Raw genomic sequence first — 16,077 nt, 5'->3', positions numbered from 1 at the left:
TTCTCAAAATTAACATAAGAAAATTAGAAATGGTTTGGAATGCTGGAATAACATAGAAATCAAAAAGTCCTTATGAATAAAATTGAGAAAATAGCTACCTTAAAATTCCTCTTCGGCGACGAGAAACGGGTAGTATGTCACCATTTATCAATACAACAAAACTTCGTCCGCTTTTCAAAACAAATTTTTTATTGACCAAATGTTTCCGACTAATTCTAATAAATTTTTCAGAATCAACTTGGTTTTCGATAAAAAGTAAAGTTTTAGAGAGCAATTTTTGTTTCCCTGAAACAAGATGGATATAAGTATAATTTATATCTCCTTCAAAATAAAGCACTTCATTCGCAAAAAGTATTGTCCGTTTGCCCAATACATAAGGATTTCCGAAAAGATTAGTAGTAGCAGTTTGCATAGATTTGTATGGGTTGAGTTTCAACTATAATTTATACAGTAAAATTGCGAATAAGCATAACTAAAAATCAAGGGGAGAAATACGGAATCTGTTACCGTATTTTTACGGTATTTTTTGACAAGTGCCTTATTTTATGAGAATTACGACCATATAATAAGATTTGATTGTGAAATTGAGAAATAATTTTTAGGTTTAGGAGATAAAAAATACTTCCATTTTAAACCCCTAATCGTTATGTTAGATTTCTGTGACCCTCAAAAACAACATCCTATTGGAGGAATCATTTCTTCGAATGAAACTCGTCTTTCTCAGACTATTACAAAGTTTTCAAATACCTTTCAAACACAATTGGGTTTCCCTGACGGACATACCTTTTTTTATGATTTTGGAACAACAATTATTTCAGAGTTATTAAAACAACCTGATTGTATTGGAATACGAATTTACCCAGGATTAGATGAAAATGATAGATTAACAATGTCAGTGATTGGCATAACTCTTGGTAGTATTAACACCACTAACACGTTAGATTCGAACGAAAAACAACTAATGAAAGTTGAAGCTCTTCAAACAGGTGAAATCGATGAAAATATAATTTGTTGTTGTCCAAGAAATGGGAAGTAACTATTTCTAATTCACTCCAATCGTCATGGCAAAAGAACCTGAGTAGTTATTTGCTTAAAACTGGTTCTATTAATTGTTTAGAATTAATAAATTGATATTGTGTAAGGGCGTATCTAATACCAATGCTGTCAATTTAAGGGCTTTTGAATTGTTCCAAAATTGAGACAATTCCAGTTTCAACGCTGTCAGGGTTCAAAACCCTGACAGCGTTAGACAAATAAATTTATTAAGTTGACAGCATTGGTATGCGATACGTCCCTACGACATGACGACAATATTTATAATATCAATTTATTTGTTCTTCTTGCTTACTATGTATTATTGCTATAACTTATTTTGAATTAATCAATTGCAGTATTAAACTAATTTTAACGAATACTTACTTCGAAACAGTTTTGAGTTTAATTGGAATGAATTAAACTTAAAACTGCTTCAGAAGCAACATTTATTCATCCTAAATGATTAATAATATTTTTATCTGTTTTTATTTCATATCACTGATAACTGCAAATATTATAGGAATTCTCAACATCAAAAAGTTAAAGGAAACTCTTAAATTTTTACCAGTCTATCTGATGCTTACATTATTGGTTGACTTGTGTTCAGAATATATTGATTATTTTGGAGAGAACTGCCAATACGTATATATCATCTTTGCCCCTATCGAATACTTTTTTATCTCATTTTTTTTCTATCAGTATATTAATAATCAAACCATAAAGTATGGAATAATTTTCTCTCAAATTTTTTATTTCCTTATTTGTTTATGGTATTTTTTCATTTTAGGCTTTACCAAACATTACTTTATATTTAATCTAAGAGGCTTTTTCATTATCATTATTACTTTGCTCTATTTTAAAGAATTATACAGCACAAAAGAAGTAATAAACCTAAAAAACGAATCAATATTTTGGATAGGTATTGGCAACTTGTTTTTCTGGACAGGAACATTCTTTACAGTAGCTTTAATAACTCCAATTAGAAATATTGATCCTCAAATGGGAGATTTATTATATTCTATTAACCCGATATTAAACATCTTTTTATATTCTATGTTTACAAAAGCAATTTTATGCAACAAACAAGTTTACCAATAGTTATTACGGTTGTTTTAGGCACCTTAATTTTTATTAGTTTGGCTCTTTTTGTGGTATTGTTTCTATCTTTTTTTTATAAAAAGCAAACGCAAAACCTCCAAGAAAAGCAAGCCCTAAAAACAGCTTACGACCAAGAAATTCTAAAATCTCAGATAGAGGTACAAAATCAAACGCTTCAGCACATTGGTCAGGAATTGCACGATAATATAGGGCAGTTGCTTTCGGTAGCAAAGATAAATTTGAATGTTTTGGAAGAATCAGACAATATTGAACACGAATCTATCAAACAAACAAATGAAATTATCACTCAGTCAATCAATGACTTACGAGCTTTAACTAAAAGCCTCGATGGTGATTTTGTACATGATTTTGGTTTGGAAGAAAGTATCTCACATGAGTTACAACGTATTCGCAAAACGAAACGATTTCAAACCGAAATTTCGGTATTAGGTGAAAAACGAAAATTAGGTTACGAACGAGAAATTGTTCTTTTTAGAATTGTGCAAGAAGTTTTGAATAATGCCATCAAACATTCCAAAGCCAAGAAAATCAACATTACACTTCATTATTTTTCCAATAATTTTGAATTATCCGCAACAGACAATGGTAAAGGATTTGACATTTCAGCCATTGAAACCAACAACATCAATTCATCAGGTGCAGGTTTACGGAATATCCAAAGACGGATGGACTTAATTGGTGGACAATGTAAAATTAATTCTGTTTTAGGAGAAGGAACACAAATCCTTCTAAAGTTGTGAGTTAGAAAATTCAAATGATTGTATTCACCACTTTCCGTTCTAATGAAATATAAAATAGTAATCGCAGATGACCACGCATTGGTTGCCAAAGCTTTAGCAGGACTAATCCAACGAATGGATAACTATGAAGTCATGTACGAAGTAGAAAATGGAGTAGAATTAATACAACAATTCAAGCTTCATTTAATTCCTGACATTGTACTTTTGGATATTAATATGCCTGAAATGGATGGTTATGAAACAGCTTTATGGCTCAAAAACAACTACCCCGATGTCAAAGTCTTAGCACTTTCTATGTATGATAAAGAAGAAGCAATTGTGGAAATGTTGAGAAATGGAGCAAAGGGATACCTATTAAAAGGATGTCGTCCTTCAGAATTAACCTTAGCTTTAGATTCCATTATTCAAAAGGGATTTTATTATACCGAATACATTACAGACAAACTACTCAAAAGCTTAAACCCAGAACAAGTTAAAAATCCCCTATTAGAATTAGGCTTAAATGACCGTGAACTTGAATTCATCAAAATGGCTTGTACAGAATTAACCTATACAGAAATCGCAAATAAAATGTGTTGTAGCCCACGAACAATTGATGGATATAGAGAACAGGTTTTTCAAAAAATAAGTGTAAAATCCAGAGTTGGTCTTGCCGTTGAAGCCATCAGATTAGGCATCGTTGTATTATAAACATTCGGAGTTTGTCGGAGAATAAAGATAGACCACAAACTGTACTTATTCAACGGATTAATATGGATAAATTGAAAGAAAAATCATAACTCACTTGGGGGTATTTATCTGTTTCATCAATAGTCTAATTTTGTCCTGCGACAAATAGTTGATAATTCCGTAAACATTTTTATCAATCAAAGTAATAGCATTCCAAAATCAAAACTGATTATTTCAACGACAACCACGCTCTTTAAATTATCAATATGCGTATAAAACATCACAAACAAGTCCGTTTTATACCACAAAAAGCGAAAGCTTCTTACCCCCTCATTTTCTCAATCCCAAAAAAGTATAACATTTCAGCACGAAAATTTCTTTAAATCATGGAATTGTTAAATTTCTTCCATAATTTTGCACCCGAAAATATAGAGTGTTTTAGCAAATGAGGTATCAAAATATGAGAAATCAATATTTTTCACTTTTCAATACTTCAATCCTGTTAAAATTCTCTATTCACTGAAAAAAATCACAAAACAATAATAATAATGGCATCAGTCAGACCAGATGAAGTGTCAGCCATTTTGAGAGAACAACTCTCAGGAGCGAAATCAGAGGCTGAACTCCAAGAAGTAGGTACCGTATTGCAAATCGGTGATGGTGTAGCCCGTATCTACGGACTCACTAAAGTACAAGCGGGTGAATTACTCGTTTTTGATAATGGCCTTAGAGCCTTAGCATTGAACCTCGAAGAAGATAACGTAGGGGCAGTATTGTTAGGAGATGCAAAAGGCGTTAAAGAAGGCGATACCGTAAAACGTACTGACGAAATTGCATCAATCAAAGTTGGTGACGGTATCTGCGGTCGTGTAGTTAACACGCTTGGTGAACCAATCGATGGTAACGGACCTATCGCAGGAGACTTGTACGATATGCCAATGGAACGTAAAGCTCCAGGGGTAATCTTCCGTCAACCTGTAACAGAACCATTACAAACAGGTATCAAAGCGATTGACGCAATGATTCCAGTAGGTCGTGGACAACGTGAATTGGTTATTGGTGACCGTCAAACTGGTAAAACTACCGTTTGTATTGACACTATCATCAACCAAAAAGAGTTTTATGACGCAGGCAAGCCAGTTTACTGTATTTATGTAGCCTGTGGACAGAAAGCATCTACAATCAAGCAAATCGAGCAAACGCTTCGTAAAGCTGGTGCGATGGATTACACTGTAATCGTTGCGGCATCTTCTTCAGACCCTGCTCCAATGCAATTCTTTGCTCCGTTTACGGGTGCGGCTATCGGTGAATTCTTCCGTGATACAGGTCGTTCAGCATTGATTATTTATGACGATTTATCGAAACAAGCGGTTTCTTACCGTGAAGTTTCTCTTCTTCTTCGTCGTCCTCCAGGACGTGAAGCATATCCAGGAGACGTTTTCTATCTTCACAGTCGTTTATTAGAACGTGCTGCAAAGATTAACACTTCTGACGAGATTGCAAGAAACATGAATGACCTTCCAGAATCTATCAAGCATTTGGTAAAAGGTGGTGGTTCATTGACAGCCCTTCCAATCATCGAAACACAAGCGGGTGACGTTTCTGCTTATATCCCGACTAACGTAATCTCAATTACTGACGGTCAGATATTCTTAGAATCAAACCTTTTCAACGCAGGTATTCGTCCAGCAATCAACGTAGGTATCTCGGTATCACGTGTGGGTGGTAACGCTCAGATTAAATCAATGAAAAAAGTAGCAGGTACTTTGAAACTTGACCAAGCACAATTCCGTGAATTGGAAGCGTTTGCTAAGTTTGGTTCAGACCTTGATGCTTCTACTAAATTGACTATCGAGCGTGGTAAGCGTAACCTTGAAATGTTGAAACAACAAAACGGTCAGCCTCAACGTGTTGAAGACCAAGTTGCGATGATTTTCCTTTCAACAAAAGGTCTTTTAGATAATGTAGCAGTAAGTAAAGTTCGTGAGTTTGAAAAAGACTTCGTAAACGTAATGAACGCTACGCAAAAATCAACAATGGAAGCCTTGAAAGCAGGTAAATTTGATGATTCTTTAACTGACGTTTTAACGAAAGTATCAAAAGAAGTAGCTCCTAAATATGCTTAATTTTAGGTATGAGTTATAAGGTATAAATTATAAGGTGTTATCACCGATAATTTGTACCTTATAATTTACAATCGAATTATGAAGTCAAGAGTATGAAAATATGAAATTGAGCAAATACCAGTAATGGCAATTATCTCAAAACTCATAACTCATCGCTCATAACTAAAACAAACATGGCCTCATTAAAAGAAGTCCGTAACCGAATAGTATCGGTAAATTCAACTCAGCAAATAACCAAAGCCATGAAAATGGTTTCGGCAGCAAAGCTTCGTCGTGCAACAGATGCCATTACTCAAATGCGTCCTTACTCGCAGAAGTTAACTGAAATGATTGCCACAGTTTCGGCAAATGCTGAAGGTGCTAAAGATAATCCATATACAAAAGTACGTCCAGTAAATAATGTATTAATCATTACTGTTACTTCTGACCGTGGTTTGTGTGGAGCATTCAATGCCAATGTAGGGAAAGCGGTAGTTAATCTTATTAACGAAAAATATGCTTCTCAACAAGCCGCTGGTAATGTAGAAATTATGGCTATCGGTAAGAAAGGAGGAGAATATCTTTCTCGTCGTGGTTATAATGTTAATACAAAATATGCTGATATTTTTACTCGTTTAAGCTTTACTTCAGTTCGTGAAGCCGCAGAAGAAGCCATGACTGGTTTTGAAAATGGCAAATATGATACCGTAGAAGTTGTGTACAATGAATTTAAAAACGTTGCGACTCAAATTTTAAGAGCAGAGCAATTGTTGCCAATCATTGAGAAACAAGAAGAGAAAGTAAAAGTATCAAGTGTTGATTATATTTTTGAACCATCAGAAGAAGAAATTATCAACGAATTATTACCAAAAGCATTGAAATTGCAAGTTTACAAAGCTGTTTTAGAATCTAATGCTTCAGAACACGGAGCAAGAATGACAGCAATGGATAAAGCAACTGATAACGCTGGCGAATTAATTAAAGAATTGAAATTACAATACAACCGTTCACGTCAGGCAGCTATTACCAACGAAATCCTCGAAATCGTTGGTGGTGCAGAAGCATTGGCAGCAGCATAGTATTAAAGAATATTCTTCAAAAGGCTTTCCAAGAAATTGGAAAGCCTTTTTTGTTTGTTTTAGGCTCATTCCCTAATTTTCATCTACCGCATCCTAAAAAATGATTTGATAATTTCAAAAAATTATGTTATTTCAGCAAATTTTTATCACTAAACACAAAATGAAAACTGCTATAATTATTATCAATATTATCTTTTTACTAATATTGATTCCTTCGGTAATGAGTGCAATCATGTCACCGATGATGTTTGATTCACCAGGCTCTGAAAAATCTTCCAAAACATGGATTCTATTTAGCTGCATGATTGTATTGCCAATTCTAATTGTTATTGCTCAAATAATTTCTTGGATAGCATTTTTTAAGAAAAACTATGTCTTGGCAATAACCATCAATGCCTTACCCACCATTGACATCCTTCTCATTGGATTGATTTTCTTTATTATAGGCAGTTTTACTGAATAATTACACACAAGCACACAATTACAAACCATGAATTCACCCAAAATTGGCGGGTATCGTTTGCCTGCCAAAGCTCCTGCAAGTATCAATAAATACAAGGCAAATAACAAAATAGACAAACTTCCTCCAAAAGTAGATTTACGAAAATTCATGACTGCCGTTGAAGAGCAAGTCGGTAATAGTTGCGTAGCCAATGCTCTTGCTGGTGCGTATGAGTATCTAACAAAAAGAGAATTAGAAGATGATACCGACGTTAGCCGACTATTTGTATATTATAATGCTCGATATTTAGACGATATGCACCAAGAAGATGCTGGCTCATATATGGAAACTGCCATTAACGGTTTGAAAGAATATGGTGCGTGTTCAGAAAGCAACTGGCCAAATGAAGATGATTTAATATTGGAAGAACCCAATTCAGAAGCATATTCAGAAGCAGAAAGTTTTAAAATCATAGATTCAAAACATTTAGAAACAGATTTAATGGTTTGGAAAAGTGCTTTAGCGGAAGGTTATCCAATTGCTTTTGCTCTGAATACTTTTGACTCTTTTGATGATGCCTGTAACAATAAAGGACGTGTGCCAATGCCCAAAAAATCGGAGAAAACTCGTGATACTCATGGTTGGCACGCAATGTTGGCGGTTGGTTATTCTGACCCTGACAAGGTTTTTATTGTTAGAAATTCTTGGGGAGAAGAGTGGGGCGATAAAGGATATTGCTATATTCCCTACGCCTATGTAATTCACGATGAATATAATGGACATGATTCTTGGATTATTAAGGCAATCGACGAGTCTAATTATGGAGAAGAGGTTTGGGATGAAGACGAAAGTTCTTCATTTACCGATGAGGAATCAACCGTGATTGAAGATTTTTATTTACTCACTGAAGACCCTGACGGTTTTATTGAGGATTTAGAAGCATTATTAGAAGAATACACAGAATCAGAAGAAGGCTATTATTTCGACTATGAAGTATCAGAAGAAGATGAAGACGGGAATTGTGAAATTTCTATGAATGATTTTTATCTTGATACTGAAGACGAAGATGGATTCCTTGAAGCTCTTGAAGAACTCTGTATCGAATATGCTGTTGATGATGAAGAATATGATTATCAAGTTTCAGGATATGAGGAAGAAGAAGAGGAGGAAGAAGAGGAAGAATCTCCTAAAAAACGAAAACGCTAAAGATACAATAAGATACCTTCGACTGAAAGCTGAAGGTATTTTTTGTTGAAGGAAACTATTAGTATTTTTACGACGTTTTCAAACTAAATCAGGCAAAATTTAAACGCTCATTTTGCCGATATTCAAACAAAACATATTATATGAAAAAATTATTTTACGCAATCATTGCGACTGTATTAGTAAGCTTCGGTGTAAATGCTCAAGGAATCAAAACCCCAGCACCAAGTCCAACCCAAACTATCAAGCAAGATTTTGCCTTATCTTCAATCGAAATCGTTTATTCTCGTCCAAATATTAAAGGACGTACTGTTTTTGGAGATTTAGCACCTTTCGGGAAATTATGGAGAACAGGTGCCAATGCGGCAACCAGAATTACTTTCGGCGAAGATGTTAAAGTTGGTGGAGTTGCTGTTAAAGCAGGAACTTATGTGCTTTATTCTATTCCAAACAAAGATGAGTGGGAAGTTATCCTTAATAAAGGTCTCAACAATTGGGGAATTGATGGCTACAAAGCAGACGAAGATGTTGCTAAATTTAAAGTAAAACCTATGACTTTACCAACGTCGGTAGAGACTTTTACCATGCAAATTACCAATGTTATGCCTGCAAGTGCTGATATTCAAGTGATGTGGGAAAAAACAGCTATTGCTATTCCAGTTGTGGCAGATATTGATGCTAAGATTGCCAAATCAATTGAATCAGCAATGACAGTTGATAATCGTCCGTATTTTCAAGCGGCAAGTTATTATTTTGAAACAGGAAAAGACCTTTCAAAAGCTTTAACTTGGGCTGACAAGGCTATCGAATTAAATCCTAAAGCATTCTGGATTATTCACTTAAAAGCTAAAATTCAAGCAAAATTAGGTGATAAAGCATCAGCAATTGCAACAGCAAATAAATCTATCGAATCAGCTAAAGAAGCTAAAAACGATGATTATGTAGCTTTAAATGAGAAATTAATTGCTTCGTTGAAATAATTAATATTTATGTCTGAACCAAGATTGATTTGATTAAAGAATTTTAAGATTTAATCAAATCAGTCTTAGTTCAGAGATAAAAAACCCTAAAATCAAATAATCAAATCAGCCTTAGTTCTGAAATAAAAAATTCTAAAACCAAATAATCAAATCAATCTCAGTTCAAACATAAAAACCAAATAATCAAATCAATCTCAGTTCAGACGGTTATCTACAAAATTTGCATTTCCCAGAAATTACTCACATCTTTGCACCACCAAAATTTAAACGGCAGCACAAAGCCATAGTAATCATGAAGTTAAGACATACTTTCTGCTAAAAAGCTCCTCTCGGTTTCTGCAAAATCCAAATCATGGACAAGCCCCCGATGGGCAAATCAATTTATTATCAATTTCTCATACATTTTATTGGCGTATTTCATAAACATAAAATCATTATATGTATTTTTGAGTAAATACATTTGTGCTTTTGCGTGTATATCCTAATAATATTTAATATCATGACTGGTTATTAATCTGTTAGAATAATTTTCATACTTCTATCAAACCATCAATTAATAACCACTCACATTCAGAAAAAAATGTCAATTCAACCTAAAATAAATATAAATCTCGAAGAGATAAACACAAAAAAACAACGTCTTGAAACCATTAAGACAGAGTTGAAACGTGAATTTATCGGTATCGACTACATCATTGACGAGTTAGTTGATTATATACAAATTTGGTATTTGATGCCTGAAATTCTGACCCGCCCCATTATTGTCAATTTGTGGGGAATGACAGGTGTTGGAAAAACGGATTTAATCCGAAAGTTGGTTTCAAAATTAGAATATCAAGACCGATTTGTAGAAGTTGAACTTTCAAATGGCGAAAGCACTTGGAATAGTAATGTTTCTTCCATTTTAGAAACGAATGGTGTAAATGATGCTAAACCAGCTATCGTTTTATTTGATGAAATTCAGCGTTTTTATACAATAGATTCAGAAGGAAAACCGCTTTTAAATACTCGTTTCCAAGATTTTTGGGAATTATTATCTGATGGAAAATTGGCAAAACGAGATGCCAAAGAATCCATTGACGACTATCTTCAACGTTATTTGTATGCAGCAATGCAACGACAAAAACGGAAGCAAAAGCTAAAAGATGCCCCACCAATGCCACCCGACCCGATGAATCCGATGGGTGGGAATTATGACGAAGAAGAAGCAACCGTTGGCGTTTGGGAAGCTCAAAGTTTGAAAAAGATTTTTGATTTAAAAGAAAGTGTATCAGAAATTGCGGAAATGCGTGAGGAAGATGTCCTGATGATGATGCAACAAACTCGTGAGAAAAAGAAGGTTTATGAACCCATCAATCATGCGAAAACCCTGATTATCATCTCTGGAAATTTGGACGAAGCCTATTCAATGGCAAATGAAACGGGCGAAACCGACATTGAAGCCGATATTTTTAGAGCTTATACCGAAAAAATTACAATTGTTGATATAAAAAATGCCCTTTCTCGGAAATTCAAACCCGAACAAGTAGCTCGTTTTGGCAATATTCACCTGATTTATAAGTCTTTACGAAAAGGAGATTTTGAAAATTTAATTAAAGAAGAAATTCTCAAAATTGTCAAAAAGAACAAAGAACATTTTGGTATTGATATAGAAATTACGGGAAATCTTAATCAATTAATTTATCAAAACGGTGTATTTCCAGTACAAGGAGTTCGTCCTGTTTTTTCGAGTATAACTGATATTGTTGAAGCCAATTTATCAAAATTATTGTTTGAAGCTTTCATGGGAAATCTCATGCACATTGCAATGGACTATGATTTTGACAGAAAGAAAATTGTCGCACAATTAGCTGGCAAAAAGACTATTGAATTAGATTACGTTGGTAAAATCGACCAAATTCGTCAAGATAATTCACCCGATATGGTGGCAAATATTGCCGTTCATGAATCTGGTCACGCTATTGCTTACGGAATTTTGTTAGGACTCGCTCCTCTTCAATTGAAATCAAGAGTTGCCTCACGTTATGCACAAGGATTTGCCTTTCCGCATTTAATTCATTTGTCTAAAGAAAATATCATCAATAAAATTAAGATATTTTTAGCAGGAGGAATTGCAGAGGAAATGATTTTTGGCGAAGAAAAAGCGACTATTTCTCGCTCATTCGACCGTGAAGAAGCCACTTCCATGATAATGGAATACATTCGCAAATACGGTTTCGATAAAAATTATCAAGCCTATTATGCACATTCTGGACCTTATAGCATGGATTTGAGCGTAACAGATTGGGCTATTGAAAGAATGATTAGAGATTTGACGAACGAAACGAAAGAACTCTTAGAAAAAAACCAAGATTTTTTGGTTTTCTTATCCAAAGAATTAGCTCAAAAAGGCAGTTTAAAACCTGTGGAAGTTGTAAAAATCGCCGAGCAATTTGGTCATAAATTTGAAGTAAAGGAAGAGAATTATTTGCATTTAGCCAATTATGAGGGGATTTTGAATCAGTCGTAAAAGCTTAAACACATTAGAAATCATGAATATATAATATCAAAGTCAAAACTTAACTTTTTAGATAGATAAAGGTTATTTTACAAAAATATGTTTTATACTGAAGATTATTTTCAGTAATCGTTTACCAAAAATCAGAGCTAAGTGTTCTAAAACAAATAGCTACAATTATATGCACAGTACAGAAGAACAAAAAGAAACAGCGGTGTTGGTAGCTGTACAAACACAGAAACAAACCGCAGAACAAACTAAAGAATATTTAGACGAATTAGCTTTCCTTGCCGATACTTCACAAATTGAAACGCTTTATACTTTTACTCAAAAATTAGAAAAGCCAGAAAATAGAACGTATGTTGGAAAGGGAAAATTACAGGATATTATTGCTTTTGTAATCGACCAAGATGTAGATATGGTCATTTTTGATGACGATTTATCCCCGATTCAAATCAGAAATATTGAAACAGAATTCGCTAAATTTCAAAAAGAAGTCAAAATTCTTGACCGTAGCTTACTGATTCTCAACATCTTTGCGATGAGAGCCCAAACGGTACAAGCTCGTACACAAGTGGAGTTGGCTCAACAACAATACATTTTACCAAGATTAACCCGAATGTGGTCGCACCTTTCCAAACAACGTGGTGGTGTGGGTATGCGTGGACCAGGTGAAAAGGAATTGGAAACTGACCGTCGTATTGCAAATGACCGTATTTCATTCTTGAAAGAAAAGTTGAAACAGATTGATAAACAGGCATTTACACAACGTAAAAACCGTGACAAAATGGTGCGTGTTTCCTTAGTGGGTTATACCAACGTGGGCAAATCTACCTTGATGAGAAGATTAGCAAAGGCGGATGTTTTTGCAGAAAATAAACTCTTCGCAACGGTAGATGCAACAGTTAGAAAAGTAACTTTCGAGACGATTCCATTTTTACTTTCTGATACCGTGGGATTTATTCGTAAATTACCTACCATGTTAATTGAGTCTTTCAAATCGACGTTAGATGAAGTTAGAGAAGCAGATATTTTACTCCATGTTGTTGATATTTCACATCCAAATTATCAAGAACATATTGATGTAGTAAACTCAACCTTAGCTGATATTGGTGCAGCAGACAAACCTACTATATTGGTTTTCAACAAGATAGACTTATATTCGACCGAAGAAGTTGAAATTCATGATTGGCAAATTGGCTCGGGCGATGAACCTGTAAATCAGCAAATCAGAATTCAAAAAGTTACGGAGTTTTTGAAAAATTCGTTTATGAATTTACCACAACCAACAACTGTTTTTATTTCGGCAGAACAAAAGGAAAATATCGACGAGTTAAGAGATGCGATTTTAGCATTGGTAAAAGACAGACACATTCAGATTTTTCCTAACTGGCTGAATGAAGAAGAGTTTTCAGTTACTAATAATCAGTAATATCAGTTATCAGTTATCAGTTATCAGTTATCAGTTATCAGTTATCAGTTATCGAAAACAGAAACCTTGAAAGAAGAGTTCTCTTTATGTATTTGATTTTAAACAAGTTTTCAAGAAATTTGTATTCTAAAATTACTGGCAAATAGTTACTGTTAACTGTTAACTGATAACTGTTTACTGAAAAGGCACCATAGTTCAACGGATAGAATATTGCTCCACAACGGAACATTTCCTAAACGTTTGATGCGAGCGAGCGGCGTTCCGCTTCGATTCTCAAATTACTGTTAACTGATAACTGTTTACTGAAAAGGCACCATAGTTCAACGGATAGAATAGGCGTTTCCTAAACGTTCGATGTGGGTTCGATTCCCGCTGGAGCCACTTTTTATGTACCACGATTCTCCAGAATCGTATTTTAAATATTTTAAACATTATTTTAACATTTGGGAGAATAATAGACCATTAAAATTACCTCTTTTGCAAACCATATCTATTGCCCTCTGTACATACAATGGTTCTCGATTTTTACGAGAGCAACTTCAAAGTTTAGCCAATCAAACTTTATTGCCAACTGAGGTAATTATTACTGATGACTGCTCGACAGATAACACTTCTGAAATTATCAAAGAATTTGAGAATGTACTAAATATCAAATTTTTCAAAAATGATACTTCCTTAAAAGTTACCAAGAATTTTGAGCGAGCTATCTCAATTTGTTCAGGAGATATTATCTTGATGTGCGACCAAGACGATTTGTGGCATGCTGATAAATTGGCTAAAATCCACCAATATTTCCAAAACAATACTGATAAAGTAGCCGTTTTTTCTGATGCCGAATTGGTTGATGAAAAAGGTGAAAGTCTTGGAAATAACTTTTGGTCAGTTGTACGTTTTCATGAATGGCAAAGGCAACAATGGAAAAATGGACAGGAAATCGAAATACTATTGGCTGGAAATCGTTCAGCGGGTTGTATGATGGGTTTTAGGAAAGAATTAATTGAAAAAATCATTCCTTTTCCAATGCATATTCCCGAAATGATTCATGATAATTGGATTACGATAATGGCGGCAATGTTGGATAAAATTGGCATTATTGAAGAACGTTTAATCTCTTATCGTCAGCATAGTTTTCAACAAATTGGTACTCGTCCGAAAGAAAGTGGCAAAGCAATTAGTCTAAAAGACAGATTTTCTCGACCAAGAGCCGAAAAACTTGCCCCATTCTTAGCAAAAAGCGACTATTTTTGTACTTTGAAAAAAGCCTTAACGGAAAGAATTGACGAAAATAATCCTAATTTCAAGCAATTAGACCGAATTATCAATTTCTTCGAAGTTCGTGGGTCACTTTCTCCTTTTCATTTAGCCCGACTATTTCCTGTGCTAAAGTTATTATTATCAGGCGATTATCATCTTTATAAAGACCAAGAAGCTTCTTGGAAAGCTCCTTTTGTAGCGGCAATTGGTGATTTATTAGAGTAGAAAAAATATAGAATGAAATTAATATACACAGTCTGTACGGCAAATTATTTGTATCAAGCCCTCACAATGGGCGAATCTTTACAAAAATCAAATCCTGATTATGAATTAATGATTGGTTTGGTGGACGAAATTCCTGTAACAGATTTTGAGATTCCGTACAAAATAATTCCAATTTCGGAAGTTCAAGAGGTTAATTTAGCAGGATTCAAAGGTGAATATACCGTGATGGAAGTCGCAACGGCTTGCAAACCTATTTTTGGGCTTTATCTCTTTGAAAAATATCCTGATTTAGATAAACTAATATATTTCGATACCGATTTGTGGGTATTAGAAAGTGTTGAGCCTATCATCAAAAACTTAGATACTTTTGATATTATTCTTACACCACACATTACGCAACCCATTGATTTACAGGAACAATGGAATGAAAAACAATTCCTCAACGCTGGACTTTACAATACGGGATTTGTGGGAATGAAGCGTTCAGAAAACACCTTCAAATTTTTGAATTGGTGGAAGACTCATTTGAAAGATTACGGTTATTATGATTTCTGTAATGGCATGGGAATTGACCAATTATGCGTCAACTTTGCTCCTGTTTTTTACGAAAAAGTTCTGATAGAATATAGCCCTGCATATAACCTTGCTTACTGGAATTTACATGAAAGAAAAGTAGAATTTGTCGATGGGAAGTATGTGATGAACGGAAAAGAAAATCTACTATTTTTCCATTTTAGCGGTTATAGTCCAGAAAAACCAGAATTACTTTCGAGACATATAAAAACCTCAAAAACAAGCAATTACCCTGTATTAAAGAGTTTATTCAAAACTTATAATTCGGCTTTATTGAAGAATCATTATCAGTTTTTCAAGAACGTAATTCCTGCTTACGGAAAATACAATCCACCCAAAAAAGAGAAGAATATCGTGTTTAGATTGATTGAAAAAGCAGCTTGGAAGGCAATCAATTTTATTGATAATTTTAAAAAATGAAGACAAGGCAATTAATTGTAGAGGATTTTAAAAATAATTAATTGTAGATGAGGATTGTTAAAATGGAGACAAGGCAATTAATTGTAGTGAGGATTGTTAAAATGGAGACAAGGCAATTAATTGTAGATGAGGATTGTTAAAAATGGAGACAAGGCAATTAATTGTAGTGAGGATTTTTAAAATGGAGACAAGGCAATTAATTGTAGTGATGGTTTTTAAAATGGAGACAAGGCAATTAATTGTAGTGAGGATTTTTAAAATGGAGACAAGGCAATTAATTGTAGTGAGGATTTTTAAAATGGAG

General features: G+C 34.1%; 13 protein-coding genes and 1 tRNA gene. 13 read left to right on the top strand and 1 reads right to left on the bottom strand.

Translation table 11 applies throughout. The features are described 5' to 3' along the window. Positions 1–94: 94 nt before the first annotated feature. Positions 95–412, bottom strand: coding sequence for a LytTR family DNA-binding domain-containing protein (locus VB796_RS12720; RefSeq protein ID WP_323346926.1), 318 nt, complete (start codon positions 410–412; stop codon positions 95–97). Between the two features lie 234 nt (positions 413–646). Between VB796_RS12720 and VB796_RS12715 the strand changes: the two genes are divergently transcribed. The 13 genes from VB796_RS12715 (at position 647) to VB796_RS12655 (ending at position 15,773) form a co-directional block, all read left to right on the top strand. Further along, a complete protein-coding gene (locus VB796_RS12715; RefSeq protein WP_323346925.1) occupies positions 647–1,036 on the top strand; it encodes a hypothetical protein in 390 nt (129 codons plus the stop codon). Between the two features lie 1,072 nt (positions 1,037–2,108). Then, a complete protein-coding gene (locus VB796_RS12710; RefSeq protein WP_323346924.1) occupies positions 2,109–2,894 on the top strand; it encodes a sensor histidine kinase in 786 nt (261 codons plus the stop codon). Between the two features lie 42 nt (positions 2,895–2,936). Then, on the top strand, positions 2,937–3,584 hold the full coding sequence (locus VB796_RS12705) for a response regulator transcription factor (RefSeq protein WP_323346923.1): 648 nt from the start codon (positions 2,937–2,939) through the stop codon (positions 3,582–3,584). A 527-nt stretch (positions 3,585–4,111) separates the two neighbouring features. Continuing rightward, complete coding sequence (gene atpA, locus VB796_RS12700; protein WP_323346922.1) at positions 4,112–5,689, top strand: F0F1 ATP synthase subunit alpha; 1,578 nt, start codon at positions 4,112–4,114, stop codon at positions 5,687–5,689. Between the two features lie 173 nt (positions 5,690–5,862). Beyond that, positions 5,863–6,747 (top strand): ATP synthase F1 subunit gamma, encoded by an 885-nt coding sequence (gene atpG, locus VB796_RS12695; RefSeq protein WP_323346921.1) that lies wholly within the window; start codon positions 5,863–5,865, stop codon positions 6,745–6,747. Between the two features lie 160 nt (positions 6,748–6,907). Continuing rightward, positions 6,908–7,210, top strand: a complete 303-nt coding sequence (locus tag VB796_RS12690) for a hypothetical protein (RefSeq protein ID WP_323346920.1) — start codon at positions 6,908–6,910, stop codon at positions 7,208–7,210. A gap of 27 nt (positions 7,211–7,237) precedes the next feature. Then, a complete protein-coding gene (locus VB796_RS12685) occupies positions 7,238–8,395 on the top strand; it encodes a C1 family peptidase (RefSeq protein WP_323346919.1) in 1,158 nt (385 codons plus the stop codon). 140 nt (positions 8,396–8,535) lie between these two features. Further along, on the top strand, positions 8,536–9,372 hold the full coding sequence (locus tag VB796_RS12680) for a DUF2911 domain-containing protein (RefSeq protein WP_323346918.1): 837 nt from the start codon (positions 8,536–8,538) through the stop codon (positions 9,370–9,372). A gap of 580 nt (positions 9,373–9,952) precedes the next feature. Further along, a complete protein-coding gene (locus tag VB796_RS12675; protein WP_323346917.1) occupies positions 9,953–11,881 on the top strand; it encodes an AAA family ATPase in 1,929 nt (642 codons plus the stop codon). Positions 11,882–12,050: 169 nt separating this feature from the next. Next, positions 12,051–13,301, top strand: a complete 1,251-nt coding sequence (hflX, locus tag VB796_RS12670) for a GTPase HflX (protein ID WP_323346916.1) — start codon at positions 12,051–12,053, stop codon at positions 13,299–13,301. A gap of 309 nt (positions 13,302–13,610) precedes the next feature. After that, positions 13,611–13,682, top strand: a tRNA-Arg gene (locus tag VB796_RS12665). A 96-nt stretch (positions 13,683–13,778) separates the two neighbouring features. Then, on the top strand, positions 13,779–14,780 hold the full coding sequence (locus VB796_RS12660; RefSeq protein WP_323346915.1) for a glycosyltransferase family 2 protein: 1,002 nt from the start codon (positions 13,779–13,781) through the stop codon (positions 14,778–14,780). Positions 14,781–14,792: 12 nt separating this feature from the next. Continuing rightward, on the top strand, positions 14,793–15,773 hold the full coding sequence (locus tag VB796_RS12655; protein ID WP_323346914.1) for a hypothetical protein: 981 nt from the start codon (positions 14,793–14,795) through the stop codon (positions 15,771–15,773). Positions 15,774–16,077: the final 304 nt, after the last annotated feature.

This window comes from Arcicella sp. LKC2W, from assembly GCF_034931005.1.
In the GTDB taxonomy this organism is placed as follows: domain Bacteria; phylum Bacteroidota; class Bacteroidia; order Cytophagales; family Spirosomataceae; genus Arcicella.
The sequence above is the reverse complement of the archived record's forward strand: the minus strand, read 5'-3'. Positions and strand labels throughout refer to the sequence as shown.

Coding starts and splice junctions, on each gene's coding strand:
- VB796_RS12720 (WP_323346926.1), bottom strand. CDS start 412: ATGCAAACTGCTACTACTAATCTTTTCGGAAATCCTTATGTATTGGGC.
- VB796_RS12715 (WP_323346925.1), top strand. CDS start 647: ATGTTAGATTTCTGTGACCCTCAAAAACAACATCCTATTGGAGGAATC.
- VB796_RS12710 (WP_323346924.1), top strand. CDS start 2,109: ATGCAACAAACAAGTTTACCAATAGTTATTACGGTTGTTTTAGGCACC.
- VB796_RS12705 (WP_323346923.1), top strand. CDS start 2,937: ATGAAATATAAAATAGTAATCGCAGATGACCACGCATTGGTTGCCAAA.
- atpA (WP_323346922.1), top strand. CDS start 4,112: ATGGCATCAGTCAGACCAGATGAAGTGTCAGCCATTTTGAGAGAACAA.
- atpG (WP_323346921.1), top strand. CDS start 5,863: ATGGCCTCATTAAAAGAAGTCCGTAACCGAATAGTATCGGTAAATTCA.
- VB796_RS12690 (WP_323346920.1), top strand. CDS start 6,908: ATGAAAACTGCTATAATTATTATCAATATTATCTTTTTACTAATATTG.
- VB796_RS12685 (WP_323346919.1), top strand. CDS start 7,238: ATGAATTCACCCAAAATTGGCGGGTATCGTTTGCCTGCCAAAGCTCCT.
- VB796_RS12680 (WP_323346918.1), top strand. CDS start 8,536: ATGAAAAAATTATTTTACGCAATCATTGCGACTGTATTAGTAAGCTTC.
- VB796_RS12675 (WP_323346917.1), top strand. CDS start 9,953: ATGTCAATTCAACCTAAAATAAATATAAATCTCGAAGAGATAAACACA.
- hflX (WP_323346916.1), top strand. CDS start 12,051: ATGCACAGTACAGAAGAACAAAAAGAAACAGCGGTGTTGGTAGCTGTA.
- VB796_RS12655 (WP_323346914.1), top strand. CDS start 14,793: ATGAAATTAATATACACAGTCTGTACGGCAAATTATTTGTATCAAGCC.